The 21,406-nt window shown below is 72.0% G+C and carries 21 protein-coding genes; 6 read left to right on the forward strand and 15 right to left on the reverse strand.

The window, feature by feature from the left end; translation table 11 throughout:
* Positions 1–103 precede the first annotated feature (103 nt).
* A complete protein-coding gene (locus ACYVGN_RS05660) occupies positions 104–292 on the forward strand; it encodes a DUF3073 domain-containing protein (protein WP_055988086.1) in 189 nt (62 codons plus the stop codon).
* Between the two features lie 82 nt (positions 293–374).
* Here ACYVGN_RS05660 and purF read toward each other — a convergent pair whose 3' ends face one another.
* Complete coding sequence (gene purF, locus ACYVGN_RS05665) at positions 375–1,847, reverse strand: amidophosphoribosyltransferase (protein ID WP_460789371.1); 1,473 nt, start codon at positions 1,845–1,847, stop codon at positions 375–377.
* 27 nt (positions 1,848–1,874) lie between these two features.
* Positions 1,875–2,921, reverse strand: a complete 1,047-nt coding sequence (gene purM / locus ACYVGN_RS05670) for a phosphoribosylformylglycinamidine cyclo-ligase (protein ID WP_460789502.1) — start codon at positions 2,919–2,921, stop codon at positions 1,875–1,877.
* A gap of 181 nt (positions 2,922–3,102) precedes the next feature.
* Between purM and ACYVGN_RS05675 the strand changes: the two genes are divergently transcribed.
* A complete protein-coding gene (locus ACYVGN_RS05675) occupies positions 3,103–3,672 on the forward strand; it encodes a zinc-binding alcohol dehydrogenase (protein WP_308067727.1) in 570 nt (189 codons plus the stop codon).
* Between the two features lie 12 nt (positions 3,673–3,684).
* On the opposite strand, the gene ACYVGN_RS05680 is transcribed toward ACYVGN_RS05675, so the two are convergent.
* The 4 genes from ACYVGN_RS05680 to ACYVGN_RS05695 all read right to left on the reverse strand — a co-directional run bounded on the left by ACYVGN_RS05680 (position 3,685) and on the right by ACYVGN_RS05695 (position 5,970).
* Positions 3,685–4,014, reverse strand: coding sequence for a hypothetical protein (locus ACYVGN_RS05680; protein ID WP_055988079.1), 330 nt, complete (start codon positions 4,012–4,014; stop codon positions 3,685–3,687).
* Between the two features lie 85 nt (positions 4,015–4,099).
* Positions 4,100–4,471 carry a sterol carrier family protein gene (locus ACYVGN_RS05685; RefSeq protein WP_460789373.1) on the reverse strand — a complete coding sequence of 124 codons (372 nt, stop codon included), beginning with the start codon at positions 4,469–4,471 and terminating at the stop codon, positions 4,100–4,102.
* 9 nt (positions 4,472–4,480) lie between these two features.
* On the reverse strand, positions 4,481–5,479 hold the full coding sequence (locus ACYVGN_RS05690) for a cation transporter (protein ID WP_460789375.1): 999 nt from the start codon (positions 5,477–5,479) through the stop codon (positions 4,481–4,483).
* Positions 5,476–5,970 carry a hypothetical protein gene (locus ACYVGN_RS05695; RefSeq protein WP_460789377.1) on the reverse strand — a complete coding sequence of 165 codons (495 nt, stop codon included), beginning with the start codon at positions 5,968–5,970 and terminating at the stop codon, positions 5,476–5,478. The genes ACYVGN_RS05690 and ACYVGN_RS05695 overlap by 4 nt, the downstream gene beginning before the upstream one ends.
* A gap of 99 nt (positions 5,971–6,069) precedes the next feature.
* Between ACYVGN_RS05695 and purD the strand changes: the two genes are divergently transcribed.
* The gene (gene purD / locus ACYVGN_RS05700; protein ID WP_460789379.1) at positions 6,070–7,338 is read left to right on the forward strand and encodes a phosphoribosylamine--glycine ligase; all 1,269 of its coding nucleotides are present in this window, start codon (positions 6,070–6,072) and stop codon (positions 7,336–7,338) included.
* Positions 7,339–7,358: 20 nt separating this feature from the next.
* Here the strand turns inward: purD and ACYVGN_RS05705 are convergent, their stop codons facing one another.
* The 3 genes from ACYVGN_RS05705 to ACYVGN_RS05715 are packed head-to-tail and all read right to left on the reverse strand — an operon-like array spanning position 7,359 to position 10,447.
* On the reverse strand, positions 7,359–8,417 hold the full coding sequence (locus ACYVGN_RS05705) for a DUF998 domain-containing protein (protein ID WP_460789380.1): 1,059 nt from the start codon (positions 8,415–8,417) through the stop codon (positions 7,359–7,361).
* Between the two features lie 52 nt (positions 8,418–8,469).
* A complete protein-coding gene (locus tag ACYVGN_RS05710) occupies positions 8,470–9,168 on the reverse strand; it encodes a response regulator (RefSeq protein WP_055988070.1) in 699 nt (232 codons plus the stop codon).
* A gap of 31 nt (positions 9,169–9,199) precedes the next feature.
* Complete coding sequence (locus tag ACYVGN_RS05715) at positions 9,200–10,447, reverse strand: sensor histidine kinase (RefSeq protein ID WP_460789382.1); 1,248 nt, start codon at positions 10,445–10,447, stop codon at positions 9,200–9,202.
* A gap of 278 nt (positions 10,448–10,725) precedes the next feature.
* Between ACYVGN_RS05715 and ACYVGN_RS05720 the strand changes: the two genes are divergently transcribed.
* Together ACYVGN_RS05720 and ACYVGN_RS05725 are read left to right on the forward strand one after the other, a co-directional pair.
* Positions 10,726–11,424, forward strand: coding sequence for a DUF4352 domain-containing protein (locus ACYVGN_RS05720; protein ID WP_460789384.1), 699 nt, complete (start codon positions 10,726–10,728; stop codon positions 11,422–11,424).
* 128 nt (positions 11,425–11,552) lie between these two features.
* Positions 11,553–12,428, forward strand: coding sequence for a phosphoribosylaminoimidazolesuccinocarboxamide synthase (locus ACYVGN_RS05725; protein WP_460789386.1), 876 nt, complete (start codon positions 11,553–11,555; stop codon positions 12,426–12,428).
* Positions 12,429–12,497: 69 nt separating this feature from the next.
* Here the strand turns inward: ACYVGN_RS05725 and ACYVGN_RS05730 are convergent, their stop codons facing one another.
* Positions 12,498–14,465 (reverse strand): BCCT family transporter, encoded by a 1,968-nt coding sequence (locus ACYVGN_RS05730; RefSeq protein ID WP_055988063.1) that lies wholly within the window; start codon positions 14,463–14,465, stop codon positions 12,498–12,500.
* A 206-nt stretch (positions 14,466–14,671) separates the two neighbouring features.
* Positions 14,672–15,160 carry a tannase/feruloyl esterase family alpha/beta hydrolase gene (locus ACYVGN_RS05735; protein ID WP_460789387.1) on the reverse strand — a complete coding sequence of 163 codons (489 nt, stop codon included), beginning with the start codon at positions 15,158–15,160 and terminating at the stop codon, positions 14,672–14,674.
* 302 nt (positions 15,161–15,462) lie between these two features.
* Here ACYVGN_RS05735 and ACYVGN_RS05740 point away from each other — a divergent pair, with 302 nt between their 5' ends.
* Positions 15,463–16,785 carry a uracil-xanthine permease family protein gene (locus tag ACYVGN_RS05740; protein ID WP_460789388.1) on the forward strand — a complete coding sequence of 441 codons (1,323 nt, stop codon included), beginning with the start codon at positions 15,463–15,465 and terminating at the stop codon, positions 16,783–16,785.
* Positions 16,786–16,911: 126 nt separating this feature from the next.
* Here the strand turns inward: ACYVGN_RS05740 and ACYVGN_RS05745 are convergent, their stop codons facing one another.
* Genes ACYVGN_RS05745 through ACYVGN_RS05760 form a run of 4 tightly spaced genes read right to left on the reverse strand, consistent with a single transcriptional unit; the run spans position 16,912 to position 21,403 of the window.
* Positions 16,912–17,946: a LacI family DNA-binding transcriptional regulator gene (locus tag ACYVGN_RS05745; protein WP_460789390.1), complete on the reverse strand. Its 1,035-nt coding sequence runs from the start codon at positions 17,944–17,946 to the stop codon at positions 16,912–16,914.
* Positions 17,947–17,956: 10 nt separating this feature from the next.
* Entirely contained in the window at positions 17,957–19,390 is a 1,434-nt protein-coding gene (locus ACYVGN_RS05750; RefSeq protein ID WP_460789392.1) for a GH1 family beta-glucosidase, read from the reverse strand.
* A gap of 7 nt (positions 19,391–19,397) precedes the next feature.
* Positions 19,398–20,309 (reverse strand): carbohydrate ABC transporter permease, encoded by a 912-nt coding sequence (locus ACYVGN_RS05755; RefSeq protein ID WP_460789393.1) that lies wholly within the window; start codon positions 20,307–20,309, stop codon positions 19,398–19,400.
* Positions 20,306–21,403, reverse strand: coding sequence for a carbohydrate ABC transporter permease (locus tag ACYVGN_RS05760; RefSeq protein ID WP_460789395.1), 1,098 nt, complete (start codon positions 21,401–21,403; stop codon positions 20,306–20,308). Before ACYVGN_RS05760 ends, ACYVGN_RS05755 begins: the two co-directional genes overlap by 4 nt.
* Positions 21,404–21,406: the final 3 nt, after the last annotated feature.

Consider the following 21,406-nt stretch of genomic DNA (forward strand, 5'->3'; position numbering starts at 1 on the left):
CCGCGTGGTATCCTGAATCCTACTCTTCACCGGCTCCCCTGCCGGGTTCAGACAAGCGCGCCGGGCACGTTCCCGGGCAGCTATACGTGAGGGGGTCTCGCGCATGGGGCGTGGCCGTCAGAAGGCGAAGCACACCAAGCTCGCCCGCGAGCTGAAGTCGTTCAGCCCGAGTGTCGACTATGCGGCACTGGAGCGTGAGCTCGGACATCCGAGCGACGATCAGTATGTCGACAAGTGGGCAGACATGTACGACGACGAAGACGAGGACGAGTTCCAGGCGCAGCAGGCCTGACACTCCCTCGACGTCTCGCAGACGACAAGACGGCCCGGTCGGATGACCGGGCCGTCTTCGTGTGCGATGGGCGAGCGCGGGCTCAGGAGCTCTGCACGCTCTCGACCCACGCGAGGTACTCGTCGCTGACCGTGCCGGTCACGTAGCGTCCGTCGAAGCAGCTCATGTCGAGGTCCGCGAAGGTCGCCTCGCCCGTGGCGCTCTCGATGATCGCGTCGCGCAGGTCCTCGACCTCCTGGTACACGAGGTAGTCGCAGCCGAGGTACTCGGCGACCTCGGGGATCGTGCGGCCGTGGGCCACGAGCTCCTTGCGCGACGGCATGTTGATGCCGTACACGTGCGGGTGCCGCACGGGGGGCGCCGCCGACGCGAACGTCACGGTCTTCGCCCCGGCGTCGTAGGCCATCTGCACGATCTGCTTGCTGGTGGTGCCGCGCACGATCGAGTCGTCGATCAGGAGCACGTTCTTGCCCTTGAACTCGCTCGACATGGCGTTGAGCTTCTGGCGCACGCTCTTCTTGCGCACGGCCTGGCCGGGCATGATGAACGTCCGGCCGACGTAGCGGTTCTTGTAGAAGCCCTCGCGGTACTCGATGCCGAGCACGCGCGCGACCTCCATCGCGGCGGGGCGCGACGAGTCCGGGATCGGCATGACCACGTCGATGAGCCCCTCGGGCACGTGCTTGGCGATCGTCGCGGCGAGCTTCTCGCCCATCCGCAGGCGCGACTCGTAGACCGAGACGCCGTTCATGATGGAGTCCGGGCGGGCCAGGTACACGTACTCGAACGAGCACGGCAGCAGGGTGGCCTCGTCGGCGCACTGCTTCGAGAACAGCTCGCCGTCGCTCGTGATGAACACGGCCTCGCCGGGCGCGACGTCGCGCACGATCTCGTAGTCCGCGTTCTCGAGCACGAGCGACTCGCTCGTGACGACCCACTCGTCCCTGCCGTCCTCGCCCGCCCGGCGGCCCAGGATCAGGGGCCGGATGCCGAACGGGTCGCGGAAGGCGAGCAGGCCGTAGCCGGCGATGATCGAGATCACGGCGTACGCGCCCTCGATCCGCCGGTGCGTGCGCGAGACCGCCTCGAAGATGCGGTCGGGGTCGAGGTCGACCGGGCTGGTCGTCGCCTGCAGCTCGTTCGCGAGCACGTTGAGCAGCAGCTCAGTGTCGCTCGACGAGTTGAGGTGCCGCCGGTCGCGCTGGCCCATGTCGGTGGTCAGCTCGCGCGTGTTCGTGAGGTTGCCGTTGTGGATCAGGATGATCCCGTACGGCGAGTTGACGTAGAAGGGCTGCATCTCCTCCTCGCTGGAGGCGGTGCCCTTCGTGGCGTAGCGCACGTGGCCGAGGCCGACGTTGCCGAGCAGCGAGCGCATGTCGCGGGTGCGGAACGCCTCGCGCACCATGCCCTGCGCCTTGTGGGTGTGCATCACGCCGTTGGGTTCGGCGGTGGCGATGCCCGTCGCGTCCTGACCCCGGTGCTGGAGGAGGAGGAGAGCGTCGTAGATGTCCTGGTTGACCGGGGCGCGCCCGACCATTCCGACGATGCCGCACATGGGGTGGTTACTTCATCCGATCTGTCGTCAATGACCGCGGGTGCTGTCCGCGTAGGCGCCCACGAGCCGGACGGCGCCGCCGTCGACGCCCTTGGCGCCCTGTTCGAAGTCTCCGTCCGGGAGGGCGTCGTCGCGCACCTCGCCGACCTGCCAGGCCGGGATGCCCGCGGCCTGGATCTGCGCGATCGCGGCGGCGGCCTTCTCGGGAGCCACGACCGCGAGGAACCCGATGCCGAGGTTCCAGGTGCCCTCGCTGGACTCGAGCGTGGTCCCGGCGATGTCGCTGAGCACGCGGAACACGGGCGACGGCGACCACGTCGAGCGGTCGACGTCGACCCACGTTCCGCGCGGCAGCACCCGCGCGAGGTTCGCCGCGATGCCGCCGCCCGTGACGTGGCTGAGGGAGTGGACACCGTCGCCGAGGCTCGCGATGAGCTCGAGCAGCGGCTTCGTGTACAGGCGGGTCGGCTCGAGCAGGGCCTCGCCCCAGGTCGTGCCGAAGTCGGCCGCCTGGTCGCCGTACGAGATGCCGGCGCGCGTGACGATGTGACGCACGAGCGAGAAGCCGTTCGAGTGGATGCCGCTCGAGGCCAGCGCGATGACCGCGTCGCCCGCGCGCACGCGCTCGGCTCCGAGCACCCGGTCGGCCTCCACGACGCCGGTCGCGGCCCCCGCCACGTCGTAGTCGTTCGGGCCCAGCAGGCCGGGGTGCTCGGCGGTCTCGCCGCCGACCAGCGCGGTGCCGGTCAGCGCGCACGCCTCGGCGATGCCGCGCACGATGTCGGCGATCCGCTGCGGGAACACCTTGCCCGTGGCGATGTAGTCGGTCATGAACAGCGGCTTGGCGCCGACGACGACGATGTCGTCCACGACCATGCCGACCAGATCGTGGCCGATCGTGTCGTGCTTGTCGATCGCCTGGGCGATCGCGACCTTGGTGCCGACGCCGTCGGTGCTCGTCGCGAGCAGCGGCTTGGCGTAGCCGAGCAGCGCCGAGGCGTCGAACAGGCCGGCGAAGCCGCCGACGCCGCCGAGGACCTCGGGGCCGTGCGTCGCCTTGACCGACGACTTCATCAGCTCGACGGCGAGGTCGCCGGCGGCCGTGTCGACACCGGCCTCGGCGTACGTCGAGGAGGGGCGGGGGGTATGGGTTTCGGTGGGTTCGGGGACCACACGCCCAGCCTACCGGCCGGAACCTGGGCGAAAGGCCGCGCGAGGCGGCGCCGATCCCGCGCAGCGGGCGATAATGAGCCATATGACCGACCCCGGCTGGCACGTCCGCGAGGACTGCAGTCCGTCGGTGCTCGTGGCGCTGTATCTGCGCCAGGCGCTCGGGGTCCGGCATCCGGACGAGCTGCCGCACCTGCGCGGCGTCGAGCGCGTGGGCGAGGCCGACGACGCAGTCGAGCGGCTGTGGCGCCGCTACTGGGACATGACGGTCGAGCCGGAGGCGAACCCCTCCCCCGTGCCGCTCGAGCTGCTGGACGGCTTCGGGACGCACGTCGCGCTGCCCGCCTACGCCGACGCCCTCCGCGACGCGGCGGCGCCCCACGGCGCGGAGGCGCTCGCGTACGCGCAGGACGCCGCCGTCCGATACGACCGCATGCGTCGCTCCTACCGCGGGTACGCGGGCGCCGTGGTCGAGTTCGAGCGGCGGGCGGGACGCCGCGCGCACGACTTCCGGCTCGACGTGCAGGTGCTGCCGCTCTCGCAGCGCGGCATCTGGTGGATCGGCTCCCTCACGGTCGCGGTCTCGGACAGCCTGCGCGGCGACGTCGCGGCATTCGACTCGGCGATGCAGCCGATCCTGCGCGAGATCGCCTGAGGCGCCCCGACGTCAGTCGGCGACGGTCTCGTGGACGACCGAGACGCGGCGGGTGCGGCGGCCGAGCGTGCGCTCCAGGATGAGCGCCACGATCATCGCCAGCAGGATGCCCGCGGGCACGCACCACAGCAGGATGAATCCGAAGGCCTGCGACGGCGAGTACACGACCTCGGTGAACGGGCTCGGCTGGCTCGTGCCGTCGAACGCGGTCGACAGGATCATCGCGACCACGACCCCCAGCCCCGCACCCAGAGCCGCGAACACGCCGTACCGCGGCGAGCGTCGCACCGAGACCTGCTCGGCGACGACCGGATCTTGGGGGGAATCGGGGCGCGAGGGCATGACCTCGATTGTTCCACCGGTTCCTGAATACGGGTCGTGCGTCCGCCCCGCGAACGCTCCACTCCGGGCGTCCGGAGCGCGCCCGTCAGGGGCGCAGCGGCAGCAGGGGCGAGAGGTCGGCGCGGACACCCGAGGCGTGCACCCGCCCCGCCGCGACGGCGTCCGCCCAGCCCAGGCTCCCGGTCGCCAGCCCGATCCAGGTCTGCGGATCCATCTCGACGACGTTCGGCGGGGTGCCGCGCGTGTGCCGCGGCCCCTGCACCACCTGCGCCGCCCCGAACGGCGGCACCCGCACCTCGACGCTGTTGCCGGGCGCCTTCTCCGCGAGGAGCTGCAGCAGGTAGCGGACCGCCGTGGCGTGGGCGGTGCGCGGCGGCCGCTCCCCCGCCGCGACGGCGGCCGCGACCGCGGCGAGCGCGTCGCGCCCGTCGCCGGTGTCGATCCTGCGGAGGGCCATCCCCTCAGCCTACGAGCCCGCGTCCGGCGGACGGGTGGTCGCCTCCTCGGGGAGGCGCTCGACCGGGATCACGACGACGTCCTGCATCTTCCAGTCCAGCGCGATGATCCGCCGCTGAAGCCGCCCGAGCGCCGCGAGATCGATCCGTCCGGCGCCGAGGAAGCCCCGGCGGGGCACCACGAACGCCTCCACGTGGAGCACCTGGCCGAGATCCCTCACCCGCACGCCCGCGTCCTCGACCCAGCGCGTGGAGCGCAGCACGCGCAGCACGCCGCCCACGAGCGGATGGACCGCGCGGTCGTCGTACGTCGTGACCCGCTTGTCGATCAGGTCCTCGACCGCGGTGACGGTGTTCCGCCAGCCGTCCCACAGGATCCCGAGGGAGATGAAGAGGGCCGCGGCGTAGTCGAGCCACCAGATGCCGAGCCCCACGCCGCCCACTCCGACGATCGAGGCGGCGTTGGTCTGCCAGTCGGCCTTCGCCATGTCGGCGTCGGCGTGCAGGAGCTTGTTGTGCAGGGGCCGCGCGAGCTTCGCCTTGTAGCGGCCGTAGAACGGCGGCGCGATCACGATCAGCGCCATCACGCCGATCATCAGCCACCCCTGCCAGACCGTGGTGCCGAACAGGTTCACGGTGCCGATCGTCGGATGCTCGGACCGCGCGAACCCCAGGACCGCCTCGACCGCCAGGTTCGCGCCGACGATCAGCAGCGCGATCCCCGCGACCAGGTGGCCGACGCCCATCGCCCGGTGCAGCCCGAATGGGAACGACCGGGACGGACCGCGCCGGGTGAAGATGAGCGCCGTGAGGAACGCGATCTGCGGCAGCAGCGACAGCATGTCCTCGATCCACGCCGTGCGCATGGCCTGCGAGCTGCCGACGACCAGGGCGATCAGCACGATCGTGACCGTGGTGTAGCAGATCGTGAAGACCTCGATCCCGACGGCCTTGCGCAGCGCCTCGGACTGCTCGCGCGGCAGGTCCGTGCGGCCGAAGCGGGGCTTCATCCTGCGCTCCGCTCGTCCAGGAAGCGCTCGAGCTCGCCGATGAAGCGGTTCTCGCCCAGCGGGGCGAGCATCACGACCGGGTGCTCGCGCTCGACGCCGGGCAGCTCGGCGAAGCCGCGCGTGACGCCGACGCGGTCCGCCCACGGCGTCTGGTCGGTCATGCCCCCGATCGCGAGGTCGAGGCTCCCCTCCTCGATCGCGACGACGAGGCTCTCCTCGCTGCCGACCGTCCAGGTCACGTCGGCGTCGATGCTCTCGGCGAAGTCCTCGACGAGATCCACGAGGACGCCGTCGACCCTCTCCGCGCCGGACGTCGCGCCCTCGACGGTGACGAGCTCGCCGTCGGGCGACGCGCCGACGCGCAGCTCGCCGCCCGAGACCCGGTCGTACGTGCCGTCCGGATCCACGGGGATGTCCGCCGCGCAGCCTCCGACCGCGCCGGCGAGCGCGATCGCGGCCAGCGCGGCGAGGACCCGCCGCGTGCCGTCCACGCTCCGACCGTACGGCGGCGACGCCGCGCGCGTCAGGTGGCTTGCCGGGGTGTCGCCCGGCCGGTATGGCGCGGGATCGGCGGTCGATAGGCTGGACGGGTGAGAATCCTCGTCCTCGGTTCCGGCGCGCGCGAGCACGCCATCGTCCTCGCCCTCCGCTCGGAGGAGGCCGGCCACGAGCTGCTCGCGGCGCCCGGCAACGCCGGCATCGCGCGCGACGCCACGCTGGTCGGGGTGGACATGCTCGACCCCGGCGCGGTCGCCGCGTTCGCGATCGACCACGCGGTGGACCTCGTGGTCGTGGGCCCCGAGGCTCCGCTGATCGCCGGCGTCGCCGACGAGCTGCGCGAGCGCGGCATCCCGGTCTTCGGCCCGGGCCGCGCGGCCGCCCAGATGGAGGGGTCGAAGGCGTTCGCCAAGCGGATCATGGCCGCGGCCGGCGTGCCGACGGGCCGGGCCGCGCACGCGCGCACGGTGGACGAGGTCGCCGCCGCGCTGGACGAGTTCGGCGCGCCGTACGTCGTCAAGGCCGACGGTCTCGCCGCCGGCAAGGGCGTCATCGTGACGGAGGACCGTGCCGCGGCGATCGAGCACGCGGAGACCTATCTGCCCGGCGGGCCCGTGCTGATCGAGGAGTTCCTCTCGGGACCCGAGGTCTCGCTCTTCTTCCTGAGCGACGGCGACACCGTGCGGGCGCTCAGCCCCGCGCAGGACTTCAAGCGCGCCCTCGACGGGGACGCCGGCCCGAACACCGGCGGCATGGGGGCGTACTCGCCCCTGCCGTGGCTCGCGGAGCGCTTCGGCGGCGAGGCCGAGTTCGTGGCGCACGTCACCGAGACCGTGGCACTCCCGGTCATCCGGCGCCTGGACGAGGAGGGCACGCCCTTCATCGGCCTGCTGTACGCGGGCCTCATCCTGACCGACGCCGGCGTGCGCGTGATCGAGTTCAACGCGCGCTTCGGCGACCCCGAGACGCAGGTCGTGCTGCCGCGCCTCGTGACGCCGCTCTCGCGCCTGCTGCTCGCGGCCGCGACCGGCACGCTCGAGGACGAGCCGCAGCCGGTGTTCTCCGACGACGTCGCCGTGACGGTGGTGCTCGCGAGCGAGGGATACCCCGAGAAGCCCGTGACGGGCCGGCCGCTCACCGGGCTCGACGAGGCGGAGGCCGTCGAGGGCGTCCACATCGCCCACGCCGCGACCGCCGAGGCCGACGGCGGCCTGGTCGCCACCGGCGGACGGGTGCTCAACGTCGTGGCGACCGCGCCGGACTTCCGCACGGCCCGCGAGCGGGCGTACGAGGCGCTGTCGCACATCGGCCTCGAGGGCGGCCACCACCGCACCGACATCGCCGCCCGCGTCGCGGAGTAGCGGCCGCGGGGCGCGTGCTGTCAGCGCGCGGCGCGGAGCCGAGGGCGCGCGGACGGACGCGGCTCGTCGGGGGCGAGGGCCGCGAGCGTGCGCATGAGCGTCGTGAGCCAGACGAAGCCGAGCCCGACGGCGACCGCCTCGAGCGCGGTGGCCGAGTAGATCCCGAGCGGCCGCCACAGCAGCACCGCGAGGACGAGCGCCACGGCGACGCCGATGGTCGTGAGGGTCAGCATCGGCGGCGGGCCCGGCATGACCAGGGCCGTCACCACGGCCGCGGCGCCGAGCAGCGCGAGCGCGGCGAACGCCGCCACGAAGTGCGCGACGGGCGCTCGGTGCACCGGCAGCAGGCCCACGGCGGCCAGAGCCGCGCCGGTCGCGGCGAACAGGACGACCACGACGCCGATCCGGAACAGCGCCGCGTCGCCGAGGATGCGATGCAGGTCGCGGCCGACGTACGCCCCGACCGTCGCGAGCAGCAGCCCGCCGACGACGAGCGTGCCGTTGAACGCCCAGCCGCCGTCGCCGATCCCGAGCTGCGAGAAGTTCCGCTCCCACCACCGCGGATCGGTCGCGGTCAGCATCGCGAACAGCGTCCCGGTGATGAGGAACGCGAACAGCAGCGTGACGAGGTCGTCCGTGCGCAGGCGCGCGCCCAGCCCGAACGCCGATCCCGCCGCCGCGGCCGACGCGACGCCGGTCAGGAGTCCGCCGCCGAGCGGCGGCACGTCGAGGCCGTGCAGGCCGATCGCGAGGACCTCGCCCGCGCAGAGCACCGCCAGCCCGCACACCCCTCCGAGGGCGAGCGCGACCGCCGCGTCCGAGATCCGCGAGACCGCCGCCTGCCACGGCGGCATCCCGGCCGTGTCGGCGGCGCGGTGCATCCGGGTGCCGGCGGCGAAGGCGGCCACCGCGACGGCCGCGGTCACGGCGGCGGCGGGCATGCCGATCGACCCCTCCCCCGCGAGCGGCCGCGCGACGCCCCACAGCAGCCCCGCCCCCAGCACCGAGCCCGCCGCGAAGCCGAGCCAGGCAGCCCAGATCGCGTGGGCGTCCTGCCGCATCCGCTCGGGTGACCTCACGCGTCCATGCAACCACGGGCGGCCGATCCGGGCGGCGCGGCCGCCGGGCGAGTCAGACGCCCGCGGGCGTCTCGCCCGCGCGCTCGACGAGAACGGCCACCTGGGTGCGGTTCCGGGCGCCGAGCTTGATCCGGGCCTGCTGGACGTGGGTCTTCACGGTCGAGACGCCCAGGTGCATCGCTCGGGCGATCTCGTCGTCGCTCGCGCCGGTCGCGATCAGCCGGGCGGCTTCGCGCTCGCGCTCGGTGAGCGCGGAGAAGAGGGCCGCGGCCTCGCGGCGGGCCTCCGCCCCGGAGTCGGCGGCGAGCTGCACCACGATCTGGCGCGTGTGCTGCGGCGCCAGGAACGCGTCGCCGCGGGCGACCGTCAGCACGGCCCGCGCCATGTCGCCGGGATCCGTGTCCTTCAGGATGTAGCCGTACGCCCCGGCCTCGAACATGCGCCTCACCGTCCCGAGGTCCGCGATGCTCGTCATGGCGGCGACGTTGGCGTCGACCTGCGCGAGCAGCGCGCGCGTGGCCTCGATCCCGTCCATGCCCGGCATCTGGATGTCCATCAGCACGACGTCGGGGCGATGCGCACGCGCGAACTCGACCGCGGCGGCACCGCCGTCGACCGCACCGATCACATCGATCTCCGGATAGGGCCCGAGGATCGCCGGGATCGCGTTGCGCGGGAACGCCTCGTCGTCGACGATCAGCACGCGCACGGGCGGTCGGGGCTCGGGGTCCGCGGCGTCGGCGAGGGGCACGTCGCCACCCTACCGACGGGCGCGGACACCCTCAGGCGCGGTCGACCCAGGGCAGGTCGACGTCGACGATGAACCTGCCCTCGTGAGCTCCGATCCACGCGGTCCCGCCCTCGGACTCCGCGCGCTCGCGGATCCCGATGATCCCGTGGCCTCCGCCGGGCACGCCGGCGCCGCCGACCGTGAGCGGGTTCTCGACCCGGATGCGCACGCCGCGCTCGGGCGATGCATCCAACGTCACGGAGACGGGCGCTCCGGGCGCGTGCTTGATGGCGTTGGTGAGGCTCTCCTGGAGGATCCGGTAGGCGGCCGCATCCAGGGTCGTCCCGACCCGGTCCGAGCCCTCCACCATCACGAACGCATCGATGCGATGCCCGGCCGCGCGCAGCTCGCCCAGCAGTCGTCCGACCAGGCGCAGCGACGCGGGCGCCGGAGACCGGCCCTCGGAGCGGAGGCCGCCCACGACACCGCGCACGTCGTCGAGGGCGGCCCGGGTCTGCTCGCGCACGGCACGGGCCCACTCCCCGAGCGAGGGATCGATCGAGGGGTTCGCGGAGACCTGCGCCTCGAAGGCGCTCGCCGAGAGCGCGGCGGACGCGAGCCGGTGCCCGAGGCCGTCGTGCAGGTCGCGCGCGATCCGCTCGCGCTCGGCCTGCCGTGCGAGCTGCTCGTCGAGCGTCTCCGCGCGTCGGTGCTCGCGTTCGGCGCGGGCGCGATGCGCATCGGCCGTCCGGCGGCTGCGCTGCAGCGCCACGAGACCCGCGAGGGCCGCGAGCGAGACCAGGGCGAGGAGCCACGGTGCGACGGTCCAGCCCACCGCGCCCGGGTCCGAGGTCCTCGCGCCGAACAGCCACGGGAGCGCCGCGCCCCAGTCGGTGAGGACCTCGCGCAGAACGAACGCCGCGACGCCGGCGACGGTGACCCCGGCGATCCATCCGGTTCGCTTCGGCCAGCGCATCAGCGCGTGGAACACGCCCACGAGGGCGAGCAGGTAGGAGACGCCGATCGCCATGAGGACCGCGCCCGCGATCAGCACGACCTGCGGCGCCCGTGCGCGCACGTACACCGTCGTCCAGGCCAGCAGCGCGGCGAGCGCGAGCAGGGTCCCCACGTCGGTGATGCTCGCCACGCGCTCCGCGTCGGCGCGGAAGACGGCCGCCCCCGGCACGTTCATCACGCACAGGACGTCCCACAGCGCGCCGAGCACGAACAGCCCGGTCGACCAGCCGCCGTCGAGCAGCCGCGCGATCCGGCCCGGTCGAGGGCGCACGGCGGTGGTCATGCTCCGAGCGTATGGGCGGCCACGGACGCGGGCCTCCTCCCTCCGCCCGACGATGTCCGGCCGATCGGCCGGGCGGCTCCGACCGGATGGAGGAGGTGCGCGAGGTCCCCTGCGACGGACGCTGTCCCTGTCGCCGCCACGGCGGCGACCGCGAGCCCCGCCGGGGTCGCCACGGGCCAGCGCGGCCCCGGCGGCCCGGCGACCGGGCCCGCTCCCGCGACGGCGGCCCGCCGTCGCGGTCATCGCCGATGGCATCGGCATGCACCGAGGAGTCTCACATGTCCTTCGACAGCCCCCAGCCGCCCGTCCCGCCGCACGCCCCGGCCGGCACCACCGCCGCTCCCGCGCCGCAGCCCGAGAAGCCGAAGAAGCCGCTGCTGAAGCGCTGGTGGTTCTGGGCGATCGCGATCGTGGTCGCCATCGCGATCTTCGCTCCCAAGGGCGGCGGGGACACCACCGCCTCGGAGCAGCCCGCGGCCGAGGTGCCCGCCGCGGACACCGCCTCGGAGGCACCGGCTGAGGAGGAGCCGGCGACGGAAGAGCCCGCGGAGGAGGCTCCCGCCCTGGCCCCCATCGGGACCGCCGCGCAGACCGGGAACCTGGCCATCACGGTCACGAAGGTCGAGCCGGGCGTGGCGCAGGTCGGCGAGGAGGTCGCCGGCACTCTGTTCGGGGAGAAGGCTCAGGGTCAGTTCGTGCTGGTCCATGTGTCGGTGGAGAACGTGGGGACCGAAGCCGAGTCCTTCTCGGACATGAACGCCAAGGTGTACGACGCGGAGGGCCGCGAGTTCGAGGCCAACAGCGCAGCCGGCATCTACATCGATGGCAACGACTCGCTCTTCGGCGAGATCAACCCGGGCAACACGCTCCAGGGCGTGCTGGTGTTCGACCTTCCGGCCGACGCCACGGCGGAGCGCCTGGAGTACAAGGGGATGCTCGACTTCCTGGCCGACCCCGCGGTCTTCGCCCTGACCTGACGCCCGATCCACCCAGAGGTATGAGAGACGCACCTTCCGCCCCGCGGGACGGTGCGTCTCTCATACCTTTGCCGCCGCAGGGTGCACGCGCGCGCGGGACCGCACCGCGGCACTGGGATGATGGACGCATGACGCTCGAGATCCCCGGATGGAAGCACGTGTACTCCGGCAAGGTGCGCGACCTGTATGCGCCCGCCGACGGCGACGGCTCGCGGATGCTGGTCGTCGCGAGCGACCGCGTGAGCGCGTTCGACCACGTGCTCTCCCCCGGCATCCCGGGCAAGGGCGAGCTGCTCACGACCCTCAGCCTGTGGTGGTTCGACCAGCTGTCGGGCGCGGACGGAGGCGAGGCCATCCCGAACCACCTGACGGGCGAGCCGGTGCCGGATGTGGTCGCGGGGCGCGCGATGATCGTGCGCGCGCTGGACATGCTGCCCGTCGAGTGCGTCGTGCGGGGCTACCTCACGGGCTCGGGCTGGGTCGAGTACCAGGAGAGCGGCACGGTGTGCGGCATCCCGCTGCCGGGCGGCCTGCAGGACGGCGACCGCCTGCCCGAGCCGATCTACACCCCCGCCTGGAAGGCGCCGATGGGCGAGCACGACGAGAACATCTCGTACGAGCGCACCGTCGAGCTGGTCGGCGCCGAGCGCGCGGCGGAGCTCCGCGATCGCTCGCTCGAGATCTACCGCCGCGCAGCCGCGACGGCCGAGGCCCACGGGCTGATCCTGGCCGACACGAAGTTCGAGTTCGGCACGGATGAGGACGGCGTGCTCCGCCTCGCGGACGAGGTGCTCACGAGCGACTCCTCACGCTACTGGGACGCGGCCGCGTGGCAGAACGGCGCGTCACCCAAGGAGCGGATGGCGAGCTTCGACAAGCAGATCGTGCGCGACTGGCTCGCGGCGAACTGGGACAAGCAGGGCACCCCGCCCGAGCTCCCGGCCGAGATCGTCGAGCGCACGGTCGCGCGCTACCGCGAGCTGCTCGACCTGCTCACGGCCTGACCGCACGGCCTCCAGAAGCCACAGGGGCGGGGATCCGATCCGGATCCCCGCCCCTGTCGCGTACGCGGGTCAGTCGCTGCCCACCGTCGGCTTGTCGGCCTCGCGCGCGGCGCGGCGCCCCTCGCCGACCACGAGCGACGCGTCGCCCGAGGCGGTGTGCTCCGGGTGATCCGGCCCCTTGTGCTGGATGTGCCCGGGCTCGAGCGTGCGGGCGATGTCGGCGGCCGAGACGATCTCCAGCTGCTCGGTGGCGGTCTCGTACCACTCGGTCAGTGCGGGGTCGTCCGTGTCGATCGCGGCGCCCGCCCCCTGATCGGGGGCCACCTCGGTCGCGCCGAACACGAAGTCGTCGCCGTGCTCCTCGATGCCGAGGCGCACGCCCTGCGCGATCGCGGCGCGTGCGAACCGCCGGCGCAGGATGTACGGGTCGGTCGCGAGCTCGCGCGCCCAGGCCACCATGATCCCGACCACGATCACGGCGAACGGCAGGGCCGTCACCACCATGATCGACTGCAGACCCGACAGCGCGGTCTCGCCGCCGGCGAGCAGCAGCGCGAGCGCCGCGGCGCCGAGCAGCACGCCCCAGGCGATCGTGACCCAGCTCGAGGGCTCAGGCTTGCCGCGCTGGCTCATCGAGCCCATGACGATCGCGGCCGAGTCGGCCGACGTCACGAAGAACAGCACGATCGAGATCATCGCGAGCACCGACAGGACGGCGCCGAAGGGCAGCTCGCCGAGCACCGCGAACAGGATGGCCTCCGGCCCGCCCGCCTCGCTGATGCCGCGGCCGTCCTCCTCGAACAGCATCGTGGTGCCGCCCATGATGCCGAACCACACGATGCAGACCGCCGCGGGGACGATGATCACGACCGTGACGAACTCGCGCAGCGTGCGGCCCCGCGAGATCTTCGCGATGAACATGCCGACGAAGGGCGTCCACGAGATCCACCACGCCCAGTAGTAGTTGGTCCACGACGACACGAAGGTCGCGGCGTCCTCGCCCTGGGCGGGATTGCGCATCAGCATCGTCCACAGCTCCGCGAGGAAGGCCGACACCGACGACGGGATGATGTTCAGCAGGAACAGCGTCGGGCCGGCGACGAAGATGATGACGCCGATGACCAGCGCGATCACCATGTTGATGTTCGACAGCGCGCGGATGCCGCGCTTGATGCCGGACACGGCCGACACGACGAAGGCCGCCGTGAGGATCGTGATGATCGCGATCAGGCCGACGTTGCCGACGGGCCCGATCCCGGCGACGTGCTCGACGCCGCTCGCGATCTGCAGTGCGCCCATGCCGAGCGTCACGGCCGTGCCGAACAGCGTCACGATGATCGCGAACACGTCGATGATCGCGCCCGCCCACCCCTCGGTGCGCTCCTTGAAGATCGGGGCGAAGATCGCCGAGATCAGCGGCGGCCGGCCGCGGCGGTACGCGGCGTACGCGATCGCGCCGCCCACGAGCGCGTAGAAGGCCCAGGCCATCGGACCCCAGTGCAGGATCGACTGCGCGAGCGCCATGTGCATCGCGTCGCGCGTGCCGGGCTCCGCGTCGAAGCCGTAGGGGACGTCGAGGAAGTACCCGAGCGGCTCGGCCGGGCCCCAGAACAGCAGGCCGATGCCCATGCCCGCCGAGAACAGCATGGCGATCCACGAGACGGTCGAGAACTCGGGCTCCTCGTCATCCGCTCCGAGGCGGACGCCGCCCGTGCGGCCGTAGCCCAGCACGAGCATGAACGCGATCGTGACGATCGCCAGCAGCGAGAACAGCCATCCGAAGTTCTCCATGACCCAGCCCAGCGATGCCGACCCGGCCTCGCTGATGCTCTGCGGGGCCGCGAAGCCCCAGATCACGACGGCGAGCACGAGTGCTCCCGCGATGCCGAACACCAGCCAGTTGGTGGAGAAGGTGCGCCCCGTGTCCTCGACGCCGATGCCTGGGATGAGCGCCGGATGGGTCACCTCCTTCACCAGTTTGGTGACGGGCTTCTTCCGTTCGATCCCCGGCTCCGCCGGGGTCGTCTTATCGCTCATGACACTCTTCTCGTCGAACTCGAGGTGCGTTACGTATGCGGACTCGTCCTCCCAGGCTATGCATAGGCTGCGTTCGAATGCCATTCGATACGAGCGCATACACGCGATTCACACGTGCGGATCAGGGCCGGTCCGGGCACGAAAAGGCCCCGCGGGGAGGAGTTCGACACGCCTCCCCGCGGGGCCCTGAGGGCGGTGTCAGCCGGTCACGCAGACGAACGACTCCGCGTCGTCGATCGACCCCTCGCCGGTGTGCTGCGGCCACGCCGGGTACTCGCACATCGGTCGCGTGCGGTCGGCGCCTTGAAGCGCTCCTGCTGCCGCTCGTAGTACCGCACGGTGTTGTGCGGCGTGATGAAGTCGTCGATCGTGCCGTGCGTCAGGATGACCTTGCCGCCGTGCGCCTGGAACCGGGTGAGATCGACGTCGGTGACGCCCATGATCTCGCCGAGCTCCTGGATCCGGTCGACGTGCTGCAGCGGATCGAACGTGTACGTGCCGGCGGGCTGCGCGGTGTAGTTCCCGGTGGCCGTCACGAGCGACCCGTCGAACCCGCCGCCGCCGAACTGCAGCGCCCGGCCGTTCCATTCGGCCGGCAGGTTCACCCGGAACTGCATGTCCTGCGGTGCGGTGACCGCGCGGATCCATCCGGTGACGGCGCAGTACCCGCTCTGCCAGGTCGCGGTCTCGACCACGGCGCCGCGGGTCGGCAGCTCGATCTGCTTCTCGGGGATCTCGTAGCCGACGAGCGCGGCGCACGACTCGGCGGTGAGGGCGCCGGCCTCCGCCGGCGCTGATCACCGCGACACCCGGACGCGGCGCCGGCCAGGCGGCCGACGCGGCACATGGTAGCCACGCGCCGCACGGGGGTCGACGCGGACTTCGCATCAACGGAAATAGTCGGGCGAGATCCGATCGCGGTCGCTCACGGGGGCGAAACGCGGCGGGCAGTATCGTGGATCGATTGCCTTCCCGCCCCTCCACCCGAAGGAGCCCCATGCCCCTGTGGACTGTCCACGGCGACGGCCGCACGGTCGCCCCCGGACGCGTCGTCGCCCCCGGCGAGCGCCTCAGCTGGCCCGCCACGATCGCGATGGGCGTCCAGCACGTCGTCGCGATGTTCGGCGCCACGTTCCTCGTCCCGACCATCACCGGCTTCCCCGTCTCGACCACGCTGCTGTTCAGCGGGCTCGGCACGCTGCTGTTCCTCCTGATCACGAAGAACCGCCTGCCCAGCTACCTGGGCTCGTCGTTCGCGTTCATCGCGCCCGTGACGGCCGCGACCGCGTCGGCCGGGATGGGCTCCGCGCTCGCGGGCATCGTCGCGGTCGGCGTGCTGCTCGCCGCGGTGGGACTCGTGGTCCAGTTCGCGGGCCTGGGCTGGGTCGACAAGCTGATGCCGCCCGTGGTGGCGGGCGCGATCGTCGCGCTGATCGGCTTCAACCTCGCGCCCGTCGCGTGGGGCAGCTACCAGAGCGCCCCGCTCACGGCGACCGTGACGCTGGCCGCGGTCATCCTGTTCGCGGTGCTGTTCCGCGGCTTCCTCGGTCGCATCTCGATCTTCCTCGGCGTGATCGTCGGCTACGTGTTCGCTGCGATCACGGGCGAGCTCGACTTCAGCGCGGTGGGCGACGCGGCGTGGTTCGGCGCCCCCCAGTTCCACTTCCCCGACTTCGCGTCGGCGGGCACGTGGTCGGCCATCGCGATGTTCCTGCCGGTGGTGCTGGTGCTCGTCGCCGAGAACGTCGGCCACGTGCGCGGCGTCGCCACGATGACGGACGCTTCGGTGAACGAGCACACGGGCCGCGCGCTGATCGCGGACGGCGCGGCGACGACCCTCGCAGGCCTCGCGGGCGGGTCGGGCACCACGACCTACGGCGAGAACATCGGCGTCATGGCGGCGACCCGCGTGTACTCGACCGCGGTGTACTGGATCGCCGGCCTGGTCGCGATCCTGCTCGCGTTCTCGCCGAAGATCGGCGCCGTGTTCAACTCGATCCCGGCCGGCGTGCTCGGCGGCGTCACCACTGCGCTGTACGGCCTCATCGGCATCATCGGCATCAAGATCTGGGTCGACAACCGCGTGGACTTCTCGCGTCCGGTCAACCAGTACACGGCCGCCGTGGCGCTCGTGATCGGCATCGCGGGCTTCACCATGCAGTGGGACGGCTTCGAGCTCGGCGGCATCGTGCTCGGCACGGTCGCGGCGCTCGCGATCTACCACGTGGGAAACCTGATCGCCCGCGCGCGCCGCACCGGCGCAGACGACGGCGGCCCCATCCCCGCGGTCGGCCAGCTCGGCGGCGACCCGCAGGACTGATCCGCTCAGTCGTCGGATCGACCGCCCGGTCGACGGACGCAAGGGGCTGGTGTGCACGGCGACGTGCGCGCCGGCCCCTTCTGCATCACGGATCCGACGACCGCGCAGCGGATCCGACGACCGGCCCTACGCGGTCTCGCGGATGACGAGCTCGCTCTTCAGGATCGTGGCGTGCGGCGGGTCGCCGCCGGCGAGGCGCGCGAGCAGCACGTCGGCCATGGCCTCGCCCTGGAGGCGCGACGGCTGGCGCACGGTGGTCAGGTGCGGCGGCATGTTGACCGCCACGGGCGAGTCGTCGAAGCCGACGATCGCGACGTCCTCGGGCACCCGCAGGCCGCGCGCATGGAGCACCCCGATCGCGCCGCGCGCCATCAGGTCGCTGGCCACGAACAGCGCGTCGGGGGGATCCCCGGCCGCGAGGATGCGCCGCATCGCCTCGGCCCCGCCGTCGGTCGTGAAGTCGCCGTCCTCCGCGGGCCCGGGCTCCAGTCCCGCCTCCTCGAGCACCTCGCGGAAGCCCTGCAGGCGGTCCACGCCGGCCGGCATGTCGAGCGGGCCGGTGATGGTGCCGATGCGGCGGTGGCCGCGCTCGACCAGGTGACGCGTGCCGATCCGGCCGCCCTCGACGTTGTCGACGTCCACGAAGTAGTCGTCCGCGCGGGTGCGCACAGGACGGCCACCGAACACCACGGGCACGGCCTGGTTGATCCGCTCCACATAGGTGTCGCTCGTGTGGTGCGAGACCACGAGCGCGCCGCCCACGTTGCCGCCGGTCAGATACGACGTCGCCTTGTCGCCCGGGTCGTCCGACGCGATGATCAGGTTCAGCACGTGCTCGGATCGGGACAGCCGCGCGTTGATGCCGGACACGATCGCGGCGAAGAACGGGTCGCCGAAGAACCGCGTGGTGTCCTCCGGCACGACCAGCGCGATCGCGTGCGTCTGCCGGCTGGCGAGCGACCGCGCCGCCCGATTGGGCACGTAGTTGAGCTCCGCGATCGCCTGCCGGACGGCGGTCAGCGCCTCGGGGCTGACCCGGGCGCCGCCGCCCAGCACGCGCGAGACGGTCGAGCGGGACACGCCGGCCCGCGCCGCGACCTCCTCGATCGTGGCCGTGCCGCGAGCACCCCGTGCCGGGCCGTCCCCGATCCGCTGATCCATCCGTCTCCTGTCAGACCCCCGCCGGCTCCACCGCACGGGACGCGATGATGCGAGCGTACTCGCGACCGCTGTCCTTGACCGTGCGCTGCTGGGTGTCGTAGTCGACGCGGACGATGCCGAACCGCTTCTCGTACCCCCAGGCCCACTCGTAGTTGTCGAGCAGGGACCAGTAGAAGTAGCCGCGCACGTCGACGCCGGCCTCGATCGCCTCGAGGACCGCCGCGACGTGACCGCGCACGAACGCGACGCGCTCGGCGTCGTGCACCTCGCCGTCGACGACCTCGTCGTCGTACGCCGCGCCGTTCTCCGTCACGTAGAGCGGCACCCCGGCCGGGGCGGCGTACTGCTCCGAGACGCGCACGAGCAGGTTGCGCAGGCCGGCGAAGTCGACCTCCCAGCCCATCGTCGTGCGCTCGAAGCCGCGGTCCACCCAGTGCACGCCCTCCATCGCGGGGAACGGCGAGCGCTTCGGGCGGTCGCTCGGCGCCTCGCCGACCGGAGCGGGCCGGTCGGTCTCATGCCCCGACACGAACTCGCCGTGGTAGTAGTTCACGCCGAGGAACTCGATGGGCGTCGACACGACGGCGAGGTCGCCGTCCTGCACGGCGGACTCGAACGCGGCCACCGCCTCGGGATCGACCGCGCGGATGTCCTCCACGACGTCCGCCGGGTACTGCCCGCGGAAGATCGGGTCGAGGAACCAGCGGTTGAACTGGCCGTCGATGCGGCGCGCGGCGTCCTGGTCGGCCGGGTCGGACGGATCCGCCGGCTCGCCGTTGGTGAGGTTGAGCGTGATGCCGAAGTCGAGCGCCGCGTCACGGGCGCGCAGCTCCTGGATGGCCCGGCCGTGCGACAGGAGCAGGTGGTGCGACGCGAGCAGGCCGTCGCGGACGCTCTGGCGGCCGGGCGCGTGCTCACCGCCCGTGTACGACAGGAACGACGAGCACCACGGCTCGTTGTGGGTCGTCCACTTCGTCACACGGTCGCCGAGGGCGTCGTGCACCGACAGGGCGTACTCGACGAAGCGGTCGACCGTGTCGCGCGAGGTCCAGCCGCCCTTCTCCTCGATCGCCTGCGGCATGTCCCAGTGGTGCAGCGTCAGCCAGGGCAGGATGCCCGCCTCCAGCAGCTCGTCGACGAGCCGGCTGTAGAAGTCGATGCCCTTCGCGTTGACGGGACCGCCGTCGGGCCGCACGCGCGACCACGACGTCGAGAACCGGTACGCCTGCAGGCCGAGCTCCTTCATGAGCGCGACGTCGTCCGCGTAGCGGTGGTAGTGGTCGCACGCCACGTCGCCGGTGTCGCCGTTGATGACGGCCCCGGGGATGCGGGCGAAGTGATCCCATATGGAGGCCGTGCGGCCGTCCTCGAAGGCGGCGCCCTCGATCTGGTAGGCGGCGGTCGCCGCGCCGAACAGGAACTCGGAGGGGAACGAGCGGGTCATAGGGTCATCATCCCTTCACGGCGCCGGCCATGATACCGCTGACCAGCTGCTTGCCCGCGAAGACGAACAGCAGCAGGAGCGGCAGCGTGGCGAGCACCACACCGGCGAGCACGATCGAATAGTCGACGAAGTAGTTGGACTGCAGCAGCGCCAGCGCGACGGGCAGCGTCGGGTTCTGCCGGTCGAGCACGATGAACGGCCAGAAGAAGTTGTTCCAGGCGGTCACGAACGTGAACAGGAACAGCATCGCGGCCGCGGGCCGGGCCGCGGTGACGCCCACGGTCCAGAACGTGCGGATCATGGACGCGCCGTCCACACGGGCGGCCTCGATGAGCTCGTCCGGCACCGTCTGGCGCAGGTACTGGGTCATCCAGAACACGCCGAACGCGCTCGTCAGGCCCGGGATGATGATCGCGCCGATCTGGCCCGTCCATCCGATCTCGGCGAACAGCACGTACAGCGGCACGACCGCGAGCTGCTGCGGCACCGCCATGGTGGCGACCACGAAGGCCAGCAGTGCGGGCCCGCCGCGGAAGCGGAGCTTGGCGAACGCCCATCCGGCCAGCGTCGAGAACACGACCACGCTGACCGCGATCACGGTCGAGCTCCAGATGCTGTTCCACAGGGCGGGCCAGAAGTTGACGGCCGGCTGGCTCATCACGGCGGTCGCGTTCTGGATGAAGTTGCCGCCGGGGATCCATGACTTGTCCGGATCGCGCAGCGTGCTGGCGTCGCCCGAGCCGATCAGGAACGAGAAGTACAGCGGGAACAGGCTCGCGAACAGCACGACCGCGAGGCCCGCGTACACCCAGAACCCCGGACGGGTTCCCCGGATGCGTACGGCGCGGCGGCCGGTGCGACCGGTCACGAGGGTCGCCGTGGCGGTGCCCACGGCCTCGTCGGGACGGACGGCGGTCATCGCGCCACCTCCTTCTTCTGGGCGCGCAGCGCGGCGCGGCGCTCGGCGCGCGAGGGGCGCATCACCCTGGCGCCCTCGTCGCGCACGAGCGAGCGCGTCACGATCAGGTTGACCAGGCCGATCGCCAGGATGATCAGGAACAGGATCCACGCCATCGCCGCGGCGCGACCGAAGTTCCACTCGCCCCAGCCGATGTCGTACAGGTAGAGCGTGATCGTGAGCCACTGCTGCCCCGCGCCACCCCGGCCGAACTGGTCGAACATGCGCGGCTCGTCGAAGATCTGCAGGCCGCCGATCGTCGAGGTGATGATCACGAAGATCAGCGTCGGCTTGAGCGAGGGCAGCGTGATGCTCCAGAACTGGCGCCACGTGCCGGCGCCGTCGACCGTCGCCGCCTCGTAGTAGTCGCGCGGGATGGCCTGCATGGCAGCCAGCAGGATGAGCGCGTTGTAGCCGGTCCAGCGGTAGTTGACCATGGACGCGATCGCGACGTGGCTCCAGAACGGCTCGACGTGCCACGGGATCGGGCCGATGCCGAAGAACCCGAGCCAGCCGTTCACGACGCCCGACTGGTCCGCGAACATCGCGTTGAAGATCAGGCCGACCGCGACGGGCGCCACCACGTACGGCAGCAGCGCGCTCATGCGCCAGAAGGTCTTGGCCCGGATGTGCTTGTCGAGCATGACGGCGATGAACATCGCCAGGATCAGCTGCGGCACGCTCGAGAGCAGGAAGATGCTGAAGGTGTTGCGCAGCGCGATCCAGAACTTGGGCTGCGTCAGGATCCAGACGTACTGGTCGAATCCGATGAACTCGCCCGAGCGGCGGATCTGGTCCCAGTCCATGAACGAGATCACGGCCGTGTACGCGATCGGGAACAGCCCGACGATCGCGAACAGGATGAAGAACGGTGAGATGTAGAGGTAGGGCGAGAGCCTCAGGTCCCAGCGGCTGAGCCGCTGCGAGAACGAGAGCACCCGGACGGGGCGGGGGGCCGGTGCCCCGGAGGGCGACGCGCTGGGCGCCGCCTGGGGGCCCGAGGGAGGGGCGCTGGAGCGCCCCTCCCCGTGGGTCGTGGCGTCAGTGGCGGTCATGGC

The sequence above is a fragment of the Microbacterium lacusdiani genome, assembly GCF_054779895.1.

Bases quoted from the DNA above. Each gene is read 5' to 3' on its own strand.
- ACYVGN_RS05660 (WP_055988086.1), top strand. From the start codon at position 104: ATGGGGCGTGGCCGTCAGAAGGCGAAGCACACCAAGCTCGCCCGCGAG.
- purF (WP_460789371.1), bottom strand. From the start codon at position 1,847: ATGTGCGGCATCGTCGGAATGGTCGGGCGCGCCCCGGTCAACCAGGAC.
- purM (WP_460789502.1), bottom strand. From the start codon at position 2,921: ATGAAGTCGTCGGTCAAGGCGACGCACGGCCCCGAGGTCCTCGGCGGC.
- ACYVGN_RS05675 (WP_308067727.1), top strand. From the start codon at position 3,103: ATGACCGACCCCGGCTGGCACGTCCGCGAGGACTGCAGTCCGTCGGTG.
- ACYVGN_RS05680 (WP_055988079.1), bottom strand. From the start codon at position 4,014: ATGCCCTCGCGCCCCGATTCCCCCCAAGATCCGGTCGTCGCCGAGCAG.
- ACYVGN_RS05685 (WP_460789373.1), bottom strand. From the start codon at position 4,471: ATGGCCCTCCGCAGGATCGACACCGGCGACGGGCGCGACGCGCTCGCC.
- ACYVGN_RS05690 (WP_460789375.1), bottom strand. From the start codon at position 5,479: ATGAAGCCCCGCTTCGGCCGCACGGACCTGCCGCGCGAGCAGTCCGAG.
- ACYVGN_RS05715 (WP_460789382.1), bottom strand. From the start codon at position 10,447: ATGACCACCGCCGTGCGCCCTCGACCGGGCCGGATCGCGCGGCTGCTC.
- ACYVGN_RS05720 (WP_460789384.1), top strand. From the start codon at position 10,726: ATGTCCTTCGACAGCCCCCAGCCGCCCGTCCCGCCGCACGCCCCGGCC.
- ACYVGN_RS05725 (WP_460789386.1), top strand. From the start codon at position 11,553: ATGACGCTCGAGATCCCCGGATGGAAGCACGTGTACTCCGGCAAGGTG.
- ACYVGN_RS05730 (WP_055988063.1), bottom strand. From the start codon at position 14,465: ATGAGCGATAAGACGACCCCGGCGGAGCCGGGGATCGAACGGAAGAAG.
- ACYVGN_RS05740 (WP_460789388.1), top strand. From the start codon at position 15,463: ATGCCCCTGTGGACTGTCCACGGCGACGGCCGCACGGTCGCCCCCGGA.
- ACYVGN_RS05745 (WP_460789390.1), bottom strand. From the start codon at position 17,946: ATGGATCAGCGGATCGGGGACGGCCCGGCACGGGGTGCTCGCGGCACG.
- ACYVGN_RS05750 (WP_460789392.1), bottom strand. From the start codon at position 19,390: ATGACCCGCTCGTTCCCCTCCGAGTTCCTGTTCGGCGCGGCGACCGCC.
- ACYVGN_RS05755 (WP_460789393.1), bottom strand. From the start codon at position 20,309: ATGACCGCCGTCCGTCCCGACGAGGCCGTGGGCACCGCCACGGCGACC.
- ACYVGN_RS05760 (WP_460789395.1), bottom strand. From the start codon at position 21,403: ATGACCGCCACTGACGCCACGACCCACGGGGAGGGGCGCTCCAGCGCC.